This window comes from Bradyrhizobium sp. LA6.1 (genome assembly GCF_040547805.1).
GTDB lineage: Bacteria > Pseudomonadota > Alphaproteobacteria > Rhizobiales > Xanthobacteraceae > Bradyrhizobium > Bradyrhizobium barranii.
Genome location: NZ_JBEPQK010000017.1, coordinates 20,606 through 34,480, shown reverse-complemented (window position 1 = coordinate 34,480; position 13,875 = coordinate 20,606). Strand labels below are relative to the sequence as shown.

The following is a 13,875-nucleotide window of genomic DNA, read 5'->3' as shown; positions in this document are numbered from 1 at the left end:
AAGCAGAAATCGGTATGGCGTTTTCGCGATGGAGAAAAGGTCCGGGCGGTCTTGCGCCGCCCGGACCTGATCCGAAGAATGACAACGTCATCTGCCTTGGTTCGGTATGGTATGTCAGCTGATGCTACTTCGCTGTGACCGCATTCGCAGCCTTTCGGATCACATCCAGCACCACATCCGGCTTCGACAGCATGGGGACGTGGGACGAAGGCACTTCGGTCACGGTGGCGTTCATGCGCTTCGAGACGAAGTGTTGCAGATCGGGGTGAACCGTCTGGTCCTTGCTGGCGAGGATGTACCAGCTCGGCTTCGAGGTCCACGCTGTGCCATCGACCTTTTGGGTCAGGAGATCCGCAACCGGCGCCCCTTGCGTTGCGTAGACCAGCTTTTGCTCGGCTTCGGGCAGGTCGCCGGCAAAGTGCGTCAGGCCGCTTGGCTTGAGCCAGACACGGCCCGCCGGCGCGTCGATGTGGCCGAACACCTGCGTCGTCGGAAATTTTGCAATCTGGCTCTGCGAAGTTTCGTCGGCAGCGGGCGCGAGCGCCGCGATGTAGACCAGCGCGGCGACCCGCGGATCGGTTCCGGCATGCGTGATCAGTGTGCCGCCATAGGAGTGGCCGACGAGGACCACGGGTCCGGGAACACGGCCAAAGCACGCCGTCACGCAGGCGACGTCGGTTGCGAGTGAATCGAGCCCGTGCTGGCTCGCCAGGACCTCGTGGCCTTCGGCTTGCAGCGTCGGGATCAGCTTGCCGAAGCACGATCCGTCAGCCCAGAGGCCGTGCGCGAAAACGATGCTTGGTTTGGTCATGAGATGGTCTCCGTTGGCTGCGCAACGGCGAGCCGAGGTGCTCGCGGAGCGTGAAGCGGGGGAGCTTCACGTCTAACGCGCGACCACGTCAGCTGACAGAGGGTCGCAAGGATAATCGGGCGAATGCGAAATTGAGCAAGTTCGGCTCGTGAGCCGAATGCAGCGTTTACCCCACACGACAGAGAGCGTGCATCAGTTCAATGGTCCGGGCAGCGTGCACCGTCGCGATAGTGTCTCCTGATTGCGCGATGCGGCAGGACTGGACGAATCTTTGCGTCAGGATGGCGTGCGCATGCCGAGGCGTTCGACGAAGCGCACGAGGTAACCGTCCGGATCCTGGACGAGGAATTCACGCTGGCCGAACTCCTGGTCGCCGACCCGATACCAGGCTTCGTTCGGCTGCTCGTAGAGCGGCCATTTGGCATCGCCGAGAGCCCTCAGCGTGGGATCAATGCGATCGACGACCATCTGGAAATTGACGCCGCGTCCGAATGGCCGCTGCATGTCTGCCGTCTCCCAGCGGCCATTCAATTCGCAGAGCATCACCTGCAAACGCCCCCTGACGAGATACGCAAATCGCGCATCGGGGCGATCGTAAGCGAGCTCGAAGCCGAGCAAGTCGCGCCAGAACGGCAGGCTGGCTTGAAGGCTGGAAACGCTGAGTTCGGGAACGAGATCGGCAAAGCCGCCTTGCGGCGCGCTTCCGGTGCTGTCGGAGGTCGCACGCGCGACGGGGTCTGAGGGCAGCGGTTTGTTCATTGCGGCGTCGCCTGATCTTATGACCGATCTTCGAGGCGGTTATCGCAGCGAAGAGGCGCCAAGGCCAGACGCGGAATGAACGAATGCTCGCCGGGCGAGCCCGCCTCACGCGATCCGCAGCGCGAGGTCGCTTCCTTCCGTCTCGGCAAAGCCCGCCTGCAAGACCTCTTCGCGCTTGTGGCGCAGATGCGCACGCAGGATGTGGGAGAGGCCGGCGCCGTCACGCCGCTGCAGCGCGTTCAGGATCGCCTCGTGCTCCTTCACGGCGAACGCCCAGCGCTGCGGTGTCATCGGCGTGACGTAGCGCGCGCGCCGGATGCGCGCGGTCACGGAAGCATAGAGCCCGGTCAGCGCGGGATTTTCGGCTGCGGCGACAATGGCCTCGTGAATGGCGCGGTTGCCGCGATAATACTGGATCAAATCGCCCTCGCGATAATGCCGAACCATGTCGTCATGTGCGGCGGCGATTTCGCCGATCCCGGCGTCGCTGATGCGCTCGCAGGCGAGCTCGCCGGCGAGCGCCTCGAGACCCCGGCAGACCTTCGGTGGCTTCCCATTCCCGATCTGCACGCCCGCGCACGGCACGGCCTACGACATCGCGGGGCAAGGCATCGCGTCGATCGGCGCCAGCCGCGCCGCGTTGCTGCTGGCCGCGGAGATGGCCGCGCGCCGCGCTGCGTGACGAGGCGGCGCTACTTCGTGATCGGCGTGACCAGCTCCTTATCTGCTGAATCCACGACGAAGACGGCCAGCAGCTTCGCAGGTTCAGTATCGCTGGCATTCGCGCTTATGGCGTGACGGTCGCCGGGCTTTTCGAAGAAATTCTCTCCTTTGCGATAGACCTTGGCGGGCTCGTCATTGACCTGACTGCGGATCGCTCCTTCCAGGATGGTCGCATAGATGAATGCGGAGCGCGGATGCATGTGTGCCGGCGAGGAGCCTCCGGGACCATACTCGACCAGCACGCCCTTCATGCTCTTGCCCGGGACGTTCGGCAGCGCCTGGTCGAACACGACCGTCACTTTGGCCAGAGGTGCCGGTTCGGCCGCATAAGCTGTCAGGATTGATGCGGCATAAACCGCCGTTGCAATCAGCAATCTGCGCATGGGATTTCCTTCATTGCAGTGGTTGTCGTGAGGGAAGGTCTGGCGGATCCTCAGAGCCTTGCGAGCCACGTCGCGAGCGGCGTTTTTCCAAGCCGCGCTTCGCCGAGCGGGTTCAGCGATGTGTCGTCGATGGGGGCGCCGTAGTACGGTGCCTTCGGGTCTCCCACTACCGGTCGGGCGTCGCCGGACGCCTTCAGGCGCCGCGCAATGAATTCATTGAAGGGCGCCTTCTCGGGGCCTGCGATATCGATCGTGCCGTTGAGCGGCCGGCCCATGGCGACCTCCGCGAGGCGATCAGCTACGTCTTCGGCGGCGATCGGTTGAAACAGTGCGGACGGGACGACGATCTTTCCTTCGACCACAGCCGTTTCGGCAATGGCGCCGAGGAATTCGAAGAACTGGGTGGCTCGAACGATGGAGTAGGGGACCGACGAGGATTTGATGATGGTCTCCTGGGCGAGCTTGGCCCGAAAATAGGAATTGTCGGGCGACCGTTCGGTCCCCACGATCGACAGCGCCACGTGATGCTTCACGCCCGCGGCCGCCTCTGCCGCGACGAGGTTCGTGCTCGAACGCTGGAAGAAATCGAGCACGGCGGCGGGCTCCCAGGACGGCGCGTTGGCAACGTCGACGACGACATCCGCGCCAGCCAGCGCTGCAGCGAGGCCTTCCCCGGTCACGGCGTTCACGCCTGATTTCGGCGAGGCTGCAACGGCCTCGTGGCCGTTTTGTTTCAACTTCGTCACGAGCTTGGATCCGATCAATCCGGTCCCGCCGATCACGACGATCTTCATGGCATGTCTCCTCGGCATGTGACGAGTGTGAGTGATCCAGGTCCGTGAGCCGATCACGTCACGTCGCCCAACGTGATGCGAAGCGCAGCTTAGCCGAGCAATGCGGCGAGCTCTTGCCTGTAACCGGCCTGCCTTGCCGGAAAATGCTCAGGAGACTCGTTGGGGTGGGCGCCGCGCCCGCCGTGGTCGGATCGAAGCCCAACGCAAAAAGTTTGCTGCATCTGCTCTGCTCGTGCGGAGGTGGTGAAATTGCACCGAGATCAATGTTCTTATTGTACTGATGTTTGTACCGGTTCATATTGCAGCGCATCGACCCTCAAATGCACCGAGAGGTGGTCGCGCCCGACAAAGCGGAGCAACAGAATGACTATGAGTTATCTTGATGTGTTTCTGGCATTCCTCGGAATGACCTTTGGCCTGCCTTCAGTGCTGCCCGGTCTCTTTTTCCAGCCGAAGGCCGAGCCGCCTCGAACCTCGCAAGCGACGTCGACCGACGCCGGCCCAACAGCAACCGATGACGACGTCACGGCGACCTGAGCCGAGTCTCTCCCGCGACGTTTCGGCGTGACGCGCGCCGAGGCGCGAGCGTGCCCGTCATGGAGATGCGCAGATGGATTTGACTGTCGCCACGGTGATCATCGCCTTTTCCGGCGTCTTCCTGATCTGCTTCATGAAGGGCGCATTCGGCGGCGGCTTCTCTATCGTCGGCATTCCGTTGCTGTCGTGCGTGATGGATCCGGTCACGGCGGGCGGCCTGCTCGCGCCGCTCTTCATCGCCATGGACCTGTTCGCGCTGCGCTACTGGAAGCCCTCGACATGGTCGAAGCCGGACCTTGTGCTGCTGTTGCCCGGGCTCGTGATCGGCATTGCCCTCGGCTATCTCTTGTTCCGTGTATTGGACCATCGCGCCGTCGCGATCGTGATGGCGGTCGTGACATTGAGCTTCGTTGGCATATGGCTCGTGAGTGATCCGAAGGTGGTCGTTCGTCCGCGCTCCTCGCCGAAGGCGGTTGCTGCCGGTCTTGCCTCGGGTGTCACGACTATGGTCGCGCATTCCGGCGGACCGCCGCTGGCGATGTACCTCCTGCCGCTTGGCCTCAGCAAGGAGGTCTACGCGGGAACGACGAGCCTGTTCTTCACCGTCGGCAACGCGATCAAGGCGGTACCGTGGCTGCTGCTCGTGCGGCCGGCGGGCAACGTCTGGATCGTGATGGCGGCGTGCCTCTTTGCCATTCCCAGCGGCGTCTGGCTCGGCTGGCGGCTGCACGGAAAGCTGGACCAGCGGCAGATCTACCGGGCGTGCCATGGCTTGCTGGCCGTGACGGCGTTGAAGCTGTTGTGGGACGGAGTGTCTGGCTATCTCGGATAGGCTGCAAGTCACTCCGCATCACGGCGCGACCATCGTTCGACGGTCACGCTGCCGCGCTCACAGATCACGCGATGATGTCGTCACGCCCCGCAGACGATCACGCCGTACCAGCCGAGGCCGCGATAGGTCTCGTAGCCCGGGGTCGCATGGAACGCGACCAGCGCGCCCGTGCGGTCGTGATAGAAGCCGGAGCGCTGGCCGTTCAGCGAGATCGAGATGCGCTCGCTCAAAATACCCTGGCCGTCGGAAGCTGCGATGACACGCAGATTGGAGTCGACCAGCAGCACGCGCGCCTTGTCGCTGTCGCCGACGCGCACGCCCTGCACGATGGCGCGGGCCTGCGCCTCCCAGTCGAAATGGATGGCGAGCACGCCGATCGGCGCGCCGTTGGCCTGGCCGCCGGCGCGGACGCTGGCACAATAGGTCGCGACCTGTGCATTGCCGAGCAGCGGCTGGTTCTCGACGTCACCGGCGACATAGTCGTCGCCGGAGCGCAAGGTTCGCGCCTCGCGAAACCACTTTGTGTGGGCGACGTTCTGGCCGACGACGCGAAATCGGTCGGCGCGGCCGTTGGCGATGACGTTGCCGTCGAGGTCGCAGAGCCAGAGGTCGAGATAGACGGTGTAGGCGCCGAGGATCACGCCGAGGCGCTGCGAGGCATGGGAGACGGCTGCGGCGTTGGGCGAGGCCGCGCAATCGACCACGGCGGAGTCGGTCGCCCACCAGCGCACATCGCAGGTGCGTTCGTAGAGGTTGCGATCGATCAGCTCGATAGCATTGAGCGACAGGTCGACCATGCGCTCGCCGCGCGAGCGCTGGCTCATGCGGTCGATCGAGGCGACGAGATCGCCGGTGCGCTTCGTCAGCTGGGTTTCGAGCTCGCGCGCGATGGTTTCGACCTGCTGGCCGACGCCGCGCACCTCCTGCGCCACCACCGCGAAGCCGGCGCCTTGCGCGCCGGCGCGCGAGCTCTCGATCAGCGCGTTCAGCGCCAGCATCTTCATCTGGTTGGTGATCTGCTGAATCGCCTTGGTCTTGTCGACTGCGATCTGGTTGACCTCCGCAGTCAGGCGATTGATCAGCGCGGAGATATCGGAATCGTCATCAGCGGGTTCGGTGGCGATCGGCTTGGCTTTCAGACCCAGCGCAGCAGACATCGGGGAGCTTCCCTTGGCAATGAGGCCTGATCTGCAACGAACCCGGAACAACTAATTACAGATCGAATACGAGTCTTTTTCGAAGATTCCGCCTAACGCCCGCTTAATTTGCTGTTCCACGGAATGCCCAAATGATAGTCAGTCCGCGCAGCAAAGCGGCAATCCACCGCTTTGTGCGGCGTGGACATTGCAAATCCCGGGGGATTCCAGGTCAATCGTCATTGTCGGCCGATCGCCGCAACGCCCGGTTCGATTCCCGGGTTCCTCAAGCCAGTCTCGACTCATGACGCCGCCCGCAACCGCCTTGCCCGTCGAAGTGCCCCAGGCGTTTCTGGGCGTCGCGCGCTCGCTCACCGACAAGCTCTGGCTCGACCGGCTGGATGCGCGCGGGGCTGCCAAGGCGCTCGCCATCGTGCAGCGGCACCAGCTGCCGGAGTTGCTGGCACGGGTGCTGGCGGGCCGCTGCATCGACATCGATGGCGTCAGCGACTTCCTGGATCCGACCATCCGCAAGCTGTTGCCGGACCCGTACACTGTGACCGAGATGGAGGCCGCCGCGAAGCGGATCGCGGACGCAGCGATGCGCGGCGAGAAGGTCGCGATCTTCGGCGACTACGACGTCGACGGCGCGACCTCGGCGGCGCTGCTCGCCTGGCATCTGCGCCATTGCGGGCTCGATCCGCTGATCCATATTCCCGACCGGATTTTCGAAGGCTACGGCCCGAACATTGAAGCGATCCGCGCGCTGGCCGCGAAGGGCGCCACGCTGCTCGTCACCGTCGATTGCGGCACCACCAGCATCGAGCCGCTCGCTGAAGCCAAGCGCCTCGGCATGTCCGTGGTCGTGATCGATCATCACCAGGCCGGCACGGAGCTGCCGGAGGTCGATGCGCTGGTCAATCCGAACCGGCTCGACGATCTCTCGGGCCTCGGCCATCTCGCCGCCGTCGGTCTCGTGCTGGTGACGCTGGTCGCCGTCAACCGCGAGCTGCGCCAGCGCGGCTTCTGGACGAGCGAGATGCCCGAGCCCGATCTGCTCGGCATGCTGCATCACGTCGCGCTCGGCACGGTTGCGGATGTGGCGCCGCTGATCGGGCTCAATCGTGCTTTCGTCGCAAAAGGCCTGATCGCGATGCGGCGGCGCGACCATGTCGGCCACACCGCGCTGATGGACGTGGCGCGGCTCAACGGCCCGCCGGAGGCCTGGCATCTCGGCTTCATGCTGGGGCCGCGCGTCAATGCCGGCGGCCGCATCGGCCGCGCCGATCTCGGCGTGCGGCTCTTGCTCGAAGGCGACAGCGTCGAGGCTGCGCGGATCGCCGCCGAGCTCGATCGCCTCAACAGCGAGCGCCGCGTCATCGAGCAGGCGGCCGAAGCGCAGGCCGAAGCCGAGGCGCTGGCCTCGATTGGGCTCGAGGACAAGATTGGCGTGATCGTCACGGCCTCCGAGGGGTGGCATCCCGGCGTGGTCGGCCTCGTCGCGTCCCGCCTGAAGGAGAAGTTTTCGCGGCCGGCCTTCGCGATTGCGCTGGAGCCCGGCGGCATCGGCACCGGCTCGGGCCGTTCGATCGCCGGCGTCGATCTCGGCAAGGCAGTGCGGCAGGCGGTGACTGACGGCATCTTGCTGAAGGGCGGCGGCCACGCGATGGCCGCGGGCGTGACATTGCGGAAGGAGAAGCTCGCCGAATTCCGCGCCTATCTCGAAAACGCGCTGGCGCGCGACGTTGCCGAGGCGCGCCATGTCAACGAGCTCTATGTCGACGGCGCGGTGTCCGCGCGCGCCGTGACGACGGAGCTTGCGACCACGCTCAACCGCGCCGGTCCCTTCGGCAGCGGCAATCCGGAAGTCGTGCTGGCGCTGCCGTCGCATCAGCTCGTCTATGCCGATGAGGTCGGACAGGCGCATTTGAGGCTACGCTTCAAGTCGGGCGACGGCTCGATCGTCAACGGCATTGCGTTCCGTTCGGTCGGCCAGAAGCTCGGCAATGCACTTCTCGCCAATCGCGGTCAGCAATTGCATGTCGCGGGATCGTTGTCGGTCGACCGGTACCAGGGCGCCGAGCGCGTGCAATTCCGCGTCGTCGACGTCGCGCTACCGGACCAGGGGCCATCCGTGATCAGATAACGCAAGATCCCTCGCGACAAACGCGCTACGCGTTTGCGCGGAGATCATGCGTCAAAAATAAGCCGCTCGAACAACAAAAAAGGGAGTGAACATGGCAGGGCAGGTTGAGGGCAAGGTCGCGCTGGTGACGGGCGGCGCCTCGGGCATCGGCGAGGCCATCGTCGAATTGTTCGCGCGCGAAGGCGCTACCGTCGTCATCACCGACATCGACGAGCTGCGAGGCCCGGAGCTCGTCAAGCGCGTGACAAAAGCCGGCGGCAAGGCGATTTTCCTGGAGCAGGACGTCACCAGCGAGGAGCGCTGGATCGAGATCGTAGCCGAGATCGCCAAGCGCCATGGCCGGCTCGACATCATGGTCTCCAATGCCGGCATCGGCATTGCGGTACCCTCGATCGTCGATATGACGCTCGCTGACTGGCACAAGCAGAACGCGATCAACCTCGATGGCGTGTTTCTGTCCGTGAAGCATTGCCTGCCGCTGATGCGCAAGACGGGCGGCAGCTCGATCGTGATGATGTCCTCGCTCGCGGGCTTGCGCGGTGCGCCCGGCCTCTCGGCCTATTCGCTGACCAAAGGCGGCGTGCGGCTGTTCGCCAAATCGATCGCGATGGAGTGCGCGGCGGCCGGCGACGGCATCCGCGTCAACTCCGTTCACCCCGGGATCATCGATACCCCGATCTGGGGCAAGATTCCGACCGGTGCAACGGGCGCCGGCCAGAACGCCCCGATCGACCCCGAGGAGCGAGCCAAGGTCGCAACGCCGCTCGGTCGCGCCGGGCAGGCCGCGGAGATCGCTTCCGGTGTGCTGTATCTGGCATCCGATGCCTCGCGCTACGTTACCGGCAGCGAGCTCGTCATCGACGGCGGCATGAACGCCGGCGGCGTGCCACGGCGGCAATAAGCCGCCGCGCAAGACGCGAAGGGCAGGGTGGCGCCCGCAGGGGCTGACGCAGAGGCGTCGGCCCTGTACAACGCAGGCCTCTTCCGACCGAAAGAGGTTTCCTTCGCCATGGCGCACAGCCTTCAATCTTCCTCATCCGCACCTGCGCCGTTCCGCTCGAACCGGCCTGATCTCGCCACCGACGCGATCCGCACCGCGCGCGAGGACCTCGCAGCCTGCTTCCGCATGGCCGCGCGCAGTGGTTTTGAGGAGGGCATCTGCAACCATTTCTCGGCCGTGGTGCCTGGCCATGACGATCTCTTCCTGGTCAATCCATATGGCTACGCCTTCCGCGAGCTGACGGCGTCAAAGCTCCTGATCTGCGATTTCCACGGCAACGTGCTCGACGGCGAGGGCGCGCCCGAGGCAACCGCGTTCTACATCCACGCCGAGATGCACAGGCTGCTGCCGCGCGCGAAGGTCGCCTTCCACACCCACATGCCCTACGCCACGGCTTTGTCGATGACCGAGGGTGATCCCCTGATCTGGGCCGGCCAGACCGCGCTGAAATTCTACGGCCGCACCGCAGTGGACCGCGATTACAACGGCCTCGCACTCGACAACCGCGAAGGCGCGCGCATCGCCTTGGCCGTCGGCGATGCCGACATCGTCTTCATGAAGCATCACGGTGTGATGGTGCTGGCCCCGACCATCGCGGAGGCCTGGGACGATCTTTATTATCTCGAGCGCGCCGCCGAGGTGCAGGTGCTGGCGATGTCGACGGGACGAAAGGTGCTGCCGGTCGATCCCGCGATCGCGGCGGAAACCTACAGGCAGATGCGCGAAGGCGATTCCGAATCCGCGCGGCTGCATCTCGCCGCGATCCGGCGGCAGCTGGACGCGGAAGAGCCGCAGTACCGGCACTAGCGATGGTGGCGTAGCCTGGATGGAGCGAAGCGTAATCCGGGGCTGTCAAAGGCGGAAGCAGTCGTCCCGGATTACGCTTCGCTCCATCCAGGCTACGTGCAAGCGCAAGCCCTACGACCCCTGCCGCAGCTTCGCCAGCAGCTTCAGCCCGCCATACCCATCGGCGGGCGTGATCCCCGCGCGCTGCTGAAAATCCTTGATCGCCTTCATGGTGTCGTTGCCGACGCGGCCGTCGGTGCCGCCGGTGTCGAACCCGGCCTTGGTCAGGCGCGTCTGCATCTCCTGCACCTCGGCGAGCGTCAGCGCGCGCTCTGAGCCGGGGAAGGGCTGGATGAAGGGCGGCGCGCCGAGGCAGCGGTCGCCGAGATGGCAGATCGCCAGCGCATAGTTCATCGAGGGATTGTAGCTCTTCACCGCGTTGAAATTCGGTCCCAGCAGGAAGGTCGGGCCGCCCGCCACCGGTGTCCAGATCTGCGCGGATGCGTTCGGCTGCGGGAATGGCTGGCCGTCGGCGCGGGTGACGCCGGCCGCCTGCCACGCCGCATAGGTGCGGTTGCCGCTCGCCTCGCCGGAGGCGCGCACCTCGTAGCCCCAATGCTCGCCGCGGCGCCATTTGCCGCGATTGACGAGATATTTTGCCGTCGAGCCCAGCGCGTCGTCCGGCTTGCCGAACGGCGAGACCTTGCCGTCGCCGTCATAGTCGATGCCGACATTGAGCCAGACCTCCGGCATCCATTGCGAATGGCCCATCGCGCCGGCCCATGACCCCTGCATCTGCTCCGGCGTGCTCCAGCCCTTGTCGACGATGCGCAGCGCGTTGATCAGCTCGGTCTCCCAATAGGCCTTGCGGCGCGGCTCGTTCCAGGCGAGCGCGGCGAGCGAGGGAAACACCGGCGTCATGTGGTTCTGCTGCACCAGCGGATCGCCGTAAGCCGACTCCACGCCCCACAACGCCAGCAGCGTGCCGCGCTCGACGCCGAAATCGCGCTCGATGCGCGCGAGCAGCGCCTCGTTGTTCTTCAGCGCGATCTTGCCATTGATGATGCGCCAGTCCGAGACGCGGCGGTTGATGTATTGCCAGACCTGCTCGTGGAATTCTGGCTGGTTGCGCATCTGCTTGAACACGCTCATGTCGGGCTCGACCCGCGCCATCGCGCGCTGCCAGGTCGCGGCCGAAATGCCCTTCGCCATGGCGCGTGCACGAAAACCCTCGCGCCATTCGTCGAAGCCCGGAGGCGCGGCGAGAAGCTGCGTGGGGAATGTGATGAATGCGGCTGCGCCGAGCGTGGATCGAAGCAGGGCGCGGCGGCTGTGATTGGCCGAGGAATCAGCTTGTTTCATGGACCCATTCTAGCGGGAATCACGGCTGCTGTGGGCCGGTTCCTGGAACACCGGGAACAGGCCATCGCGCCGCGTTCCGCCGGAACAAAGTGTCGCAGTCCCGCATTCCCTCCGCATACACTGGAGGATGAAGATGAAAAGATATCTGTTTGCCGCCGCCATGGTCACGGCCATCGCTGCCCCTGCATTCGCCGACGAAGTCGGCGTTCACGTCGGCCCGGTCGGTGCCGGCGTGACGGTCGGACAGTCCCACGAATATCGTGAGCGGGACCGCGATCGCGACCGCACCACGGTCATCAGGGAGCGCGAGCCTGCCGACCGCACCACGGTGATCAAGAAGGAAGATGAATTCGGCGATCGCAGCAAGACCGTGATTCATCACGACAACGACTGACGGAGCAGGGCCCCGGCCGAGCGCCGGGGCCCGCCGTCTGCACGTAGTCTGCTCATCGAGAATTCGGGGTGGAATGAAGATAGGGGCACATGCGGAAAGCCATGTCGTCGAACTCGACGACGGATCGCAATGGCGGATCTATCCCGGCGATCTCGCGACCACGTTGAGCTGGAAGCCCGAAACCGATTTGCGTATCGAGCCGAGCGGTGATCGGACGAGTTCGCATGTGCTGGTGAATGCCGCCGATCAGAGCCGCGTGCACGCGAGCGCGGCGGGCGATGCCTGGCCCGACGGTGAGGTTAAGAAAGCGTTGAAGGGCGGCTGAGCGTCCTTAGGCTTGCCCGGATATCCCCAATTTCAAGCCTGTCGCTTTACGGTCGGTTTGCTTCCGTCTGCCCAGAATGCGCGCATGCGGGAGCTGTTCGACATCATCCGTTCCAATCCCTGGCCGTTCGGCGCCGGGCTGTTTGTCGTGATCCTGATGATCATCGCCGAGAACTTTGGCCGTGGCATTCAGGGCGACGGCGCCGTCAGCGATTTCTCGAATGCCGATGGAGGCGATGGCGGCTGCGGTGGTGACGGAGGCGGTGGCGACTAAAGCCGGTTAGTCCTCCTGCAAATCGGCGGCGATGCCGGCGAGCCAGCGCCGGATCGCGGTCTCTGCCTTGGCGTCCAGACTTGCGGCAAGGCGCTTCTCCAGCGCGATCACGCGCTCCCTGCAAGCCTTCAACAGCGTCGTTCCCCGCTGCGTCAGCGTCCATTGCTGGATCCGGCCGTGGACCGGATGAGGCGTCATCACGATCGCACCGTCGCGATCGAGGTTGCGAATGATCACGCCGACCGTCTGCGGGGTCAGGAACGTGAGCCGGGCGACGTCGGCGCCGGAGAGGCCGGGATAGGCGTTCAGCATGGTCAGCACGGCAAATTGCGGCGACGTCACGCCGAGGTCGGCGAGCGTCCGTTCCATCGTCAGGCGGACCGCGGCGTGGGCTTGTCGCAGCAGATAGCCGAGATAACCTTGCTCGCCGCGCTTGCCTTCGCCGGGCGCCGGCACGCGAACGGCAGCGATTTCGGCAGGCGCGGCCGGCTTCCGCGAAGCCTTCGATTTCGTGATGGCAGCGGTCTTGCGTGTCATATAAGAGCTCTTATAAGATGTAAGCAGTCTTACAATACACGAGGTGAACGCCAATGTCACACGCCCGCGGCGAGTACGAGGATTTCAAGAAGATCGCGCCCGATGCGTATGAGCTGGTGCTGGCGCTCGGCCAGGTGGCGGCCAAGGCGGGCCTCGACAAGCAGCTGCTCGAGCTGGTCAAGCTGCGCGCCTCGCAGATCAACGGCTGCGCCTTCTGCGTGCAGCACCACGTCCTGTTGTCGGAGCGGATCGGCGTGCCCGTGGACAAGCTCAATCTGGTCGCGGTCTGGCGCGAGGCGCCGGTCTTTTCCGCGCGCGAGCGGGCCGCGCTGGCCTGGGCAGAGGCGCTGACCTGCCTGCCCGATGGCGTCAGCGAAGAGGTCTATGCGGAGGCTTCCGGCGAATTCTCCGAGACCGAGCTGATGTACCTGACCTCGGCGGTCGCCTCGATCAACGTCTGGAACCGCTTTGGCGCCGCGTATCGCTGGACGCCGGCGAAGCGGCCGGTCGCAGCGAGCGCCGCGGCATCTTGAGTGCAACAACGATAAAACAAGGGGAGGTTATCATGACTGCAATGAGTTTGACCCATGCGCAGCGTCCGGCGCCATCGCGCTCGATGGCTCTGGCCGTCGTCGGCGGGCTCGCCTGCGCGCTTGCGATCGGCAAGGCGTTGCCGGTGACGATGGACGCCGTATCCGGCGCGTTGGCGCCGCTCTGCGCGACCGCGGCGGAGAGCTCGCCGCTCGACAAGGTCGAGCCGATCGGCTCCTACGCGCTACCGAACGTCCCGGGCAAGCGCGTCACCATCGTGCGTGTGTTCTACGGTCCCGGCGGATTCTCGCGGCCGCATCGTCACGCGGGCTCGGTGACCGCTTACATCACCAAGGGTGAAATCCGTTCCCAGCTTGGCGGCGGTCCTGTCGAGACATTTGGTGTCGGCCAGTCCTTCTTCGAGCCGCCGGGATCGACGCATCTGGTCTCGGCCAATGCCAGCGCGACCGAGCCGGCGGAATTGATCGCGGTGTTCGTGGCGGACGAGGGCGCGCAGCTGACGACGCTGTTGGAGTAGTCCGTAGC

At 65.0% G+C, this 13,875-nt stretch carries 18 protein-coding genes and 1 pseudogene; 11 read left to right on the top strand and 8 right to left on the bottom strand.

Annotated elements, in window-relative coordinates:
- Positions 1 to 124: 124 nt before the first annotated feature.
- The 3 genes from ABIB99_RS32625 to ABIB99_RS32615 all read right to left on the bottom strand — a co-directional run bounded on the left by ABIB99_RS32625 (position 125) and on the right by ABIB99_RS32615 (position 2,140).
- Complete coding sequence (locus tag ABIB99_RS32625) at positions 125 to 811, bottom strand: alpha/beta fold hydrolase (RefSeq protein WP_212094622.1); 687 nt, start codon at positions 809 to 811, stop codon at positions 125 to 127.
- A gap of 276 nt (positions 812 to 1,087) precedes the next feature.
- Positions 1,088 to 1,570 (bottom strand): bleomycin resistance protein, encoded by a 483-nt coding sequence (locus ABIB99_RS32620; protein ID WP_354179468.1) that lies wholly within the window; start codon positions 1,568 to 1,570, stop codon positions 1,088 to 1,090.
- Between the two features lie 105 nt (positions 1,571 to 1,675).
- Positions 1,676 to 2,140, bottom strand: a complete 465-nt coding sequence (locus ABIB99_RS32615) for a GntR family transcriptional regulator (protein WP_354179466.1) — start codon at positions 2,138 to 2,140, stop codon at positions 1,676 to 1,678.
- On the opposite strand from ABIB99_RS32615, the pseudogene ABIB99_RS32610 reads away from it, so the two are divergent.
- A pseudogene (locus ABIB99_RS32610) lies at positions 2,115 to 2,252 on the top strand (4-hydroxythreonine-4-phosphate dehydrogenase PdxA); the annotation flags it as partial. The gene ABIB99_RS32615 and the pseudogene ABIB99_RS32610 overlap by 26 nt on opposite strands.
- Positions 2,253 to 2,262: 10 nt before the next feature.
- Here ABIB99_RS32610 and ABIB99_RS32605 read toward each other — a convergent pair.
- Complete coding sequence (locus ABIB99_RS32605) at positions 2,263 to 2,676, bottom strand: cupin domain-containing protein (RefSeq protein ID WP_354097772.1); 414 nt, start codon at positions 2,674 to 2,676, stop codon at positions 2,263 to 2,265.
- A 50-nt stretch (positions 2,677 to 2,726) separates the two neighbouring features.
- Positions 2,727 to 3,470 (bottom strand): SDR family oxidoreductase, encoded by a 744-nt coding sequence (locus ABIB99_RS32600; RefSeq protein WP_354179464.1) that lies wholly within the window; start codon positions 3,468 to 3,470, stop codon positions 2,727 to 2,729.
- Between the two features lie 363 nt (positions 3,471 to 3,833).
- On the opposite strand from ABIB99_RS32600, the gene ABIB99_RS32595 reads away from it, so the two are divergent.
- Positions 3,834 to 4,007, top strand: coding sequence for a hypothetical protein (locus ABIB99_RS32595; protein ID WP_187387715.1), 174 nt, complete (start codon positions 3,834 to 3,836; stop codon positions 4,005 to 4,007).
- A gap of 73 nt (positions 4,008 to 4,080) precedes the next feature.
- Entirely contained in the window at positions 4,081 to 4,839 is a 759-nt protein-coding gene (locus tag ABIB99_RS32590) for a sulfite exporter TauE/SafE family protein (protein ID WP_354179462.1), read from the top strand.
- Positions 4,840 to 4,919: 80 nt separating this feature from the next.
- Here the strand turns inward: ABIB99_RS32590 and ABIB99_RS32585 are convergent, their stop codons facing one another.
- On the bottom strand, positions 4,920 to 5,996 hold the full coding sequence (locus ABIB99_RS32585) for a methyl-accepting chemotaxis protein (RefSeq protein WP_085401220.1): 1,077 nt from the start codon (positions 5,994 to 5,996) through the stop codon (positions 4,920 to 4,922).
- Positions 5,997 to 6,279: 283 nt separating this feature from the next.
- Between ABIB99_RS32585 and recJ the strand changes: the two genes are divergently transcribed.
- The 3 genes from recJ to ABIB99_RS32570 all read left to right on the top strand — a co-directional run bounded on the left by recJ (position 6,280) and on the right by ABIB99_RS32570 (position 9,928).
- On the top strand, positions 6,280 to 8,121 hold the full coding sequence (recJ, locus tag ABIB99_RS32580) for a single-stranded-DNA-specific exonuclease RecJ (protein ID WP_354179460.1): 1,842 nt from the start codon (positions 6,280 to 6,282) through the stop codon (positions 8,119 to 8,121).
- Between the two features lie 91 nt (positions 8,122 to 8,212).
- Positions 8,213 to 9,022, top strand: a complete 810-nt coding sequence (locus ABIB99_RS32575; RefSeq protein WP_063983487.1) for an SDR family NAD(P)-dependent oxidoreductase — start codon at positions 8,213 to 8,215, stop codon at positions 9,020 to 9,022.
- Positions 9,023 to 9,130: 108 nt separating this feature from the next.
- A complete protein-coding gene (locus tag ABIB99_RS32570; protein WP_354179458.1) occupies positions 9,131 to 9,928 on the top strand; it encodes an aldolase in 798 nt (265 codons plus the stop codon).
- A 111-nt stretch (positions 9,929 to 10,039) separates the two neighbouring features.
- Here ABIB99_RS32570 and ABIB99_RS32565 read toward each other — a convergent pair whose 3' ends face one another.
- Positions 10,040 to 11,269: a lytic murein transglycosylase gene (locus ABIB99_RS32565; RefSeq protein WP_071914260.1), complete on the bottom strand. Its 1,230-nt coding sequence runs from the start codon at positions 11,267 to 11,269 to the stop codon at positions 10,040 to 10,042.
- Positions 11,270 to 11,402: 133 nt separating this feature from the next.
- Here ABIB99_RS32565 and ABIB99_RS32560 point away from each other — a divergent pair, with 133 nt between their 5' ends.
- The 3 genes from ABIB99_RS32560 to ABIB99_RS32550 all read left to right on the top strand — a co-directional run bounded on the left by ABIB99_RS32560 (position 11,403) and on the right by ABIB99_RS32550 (position 12,261).
- Positions 11,403 to 11,663 (top strand): hypothetical protein, encoded by a 261-nt coding sequence (locus tag ABIB99_RS32560; protein ID WP_354179455.1) that lies wholly within the window; start codon positions 11,403 to 11,405, stop codon positions 11,661 to 11,663.
- Positions 11,664 to 11,736: 73 nt separating this feature from the next.
- Positions 11,737 to 11,988 (top strand): hypothetical protein, encoded by a 252-nt coding sequence (locus ABIB99_RS32555; RefSeq protein WP_354179453.1) that lies wholly within the window; start codon positions 11,737 to 11,739, stop codon positions 11,986 to 11,988.
- Between the two features lie 84 nt (positions 11,989 to 12,072).
- Positions 12,073 to 12,261, top strand: a complete 189-nt coding sequence (locus ABIB99_RS32550; protein ID WP_354179451.1) for a hypothetical protein — start codon at positions 12,073 to 12,075, stop codon at positions 12,259 to 12,261.
- A 6-nt stretch (positions 12,262 to 12,267) separates the two neighbouring features.
- On the opposite strand, the gene ABIB99_RS32545 is transcribed toward ABIB99_RS32550, so the two are convergent.
- A complete protein-coding gene (locus ABIB99_RS32545) occupies positions 12,268 to 12,798 on the bottom strand; it encodes a MarR family winged helix-turn-helix transcriptional regulator (protein ID WP_135213537.1) in 531 nt (176 codons plus the stop codon).
- A 53-nt stretch (positions 12,799 to 12,851) separates the two neighbouring features.
- Here ABIB99_RS32545 and ABIB99_RS32540 point away from each other — a divergent pair, with 53 nt between their 5' ends.
- Together ABIB99_RS32540 and ABIB99_RS32535 are read left to right on the top strand one after the other, a co-directional pair.
- Positions 12,852 to 13,331, top strand: a complete 480-nt coding sequence (locus tag ABIB99_RS32540) for a carboxymuconolactone decarboxylase family protein (protein ID WP_063983481.1) — start codon at positions 12,852 to 12,854, stop codon at positions 13,329 to 13,331.
- 32 nt (positions 13,332 to 13,363) lie between these two features.
- Positions 13,364 to 13,867, top strand: a complete 504-nt coding sequence (locus ABIB99_RS32535; protein WP_063983480.1) for a cupin domain-containing protein — start codon at positions 13,364 to 13,366, stop codon at positions 13,865 to 13,867.
- Positions 13,868 to 13,875 lie beyond the last annotated feature (8 nt).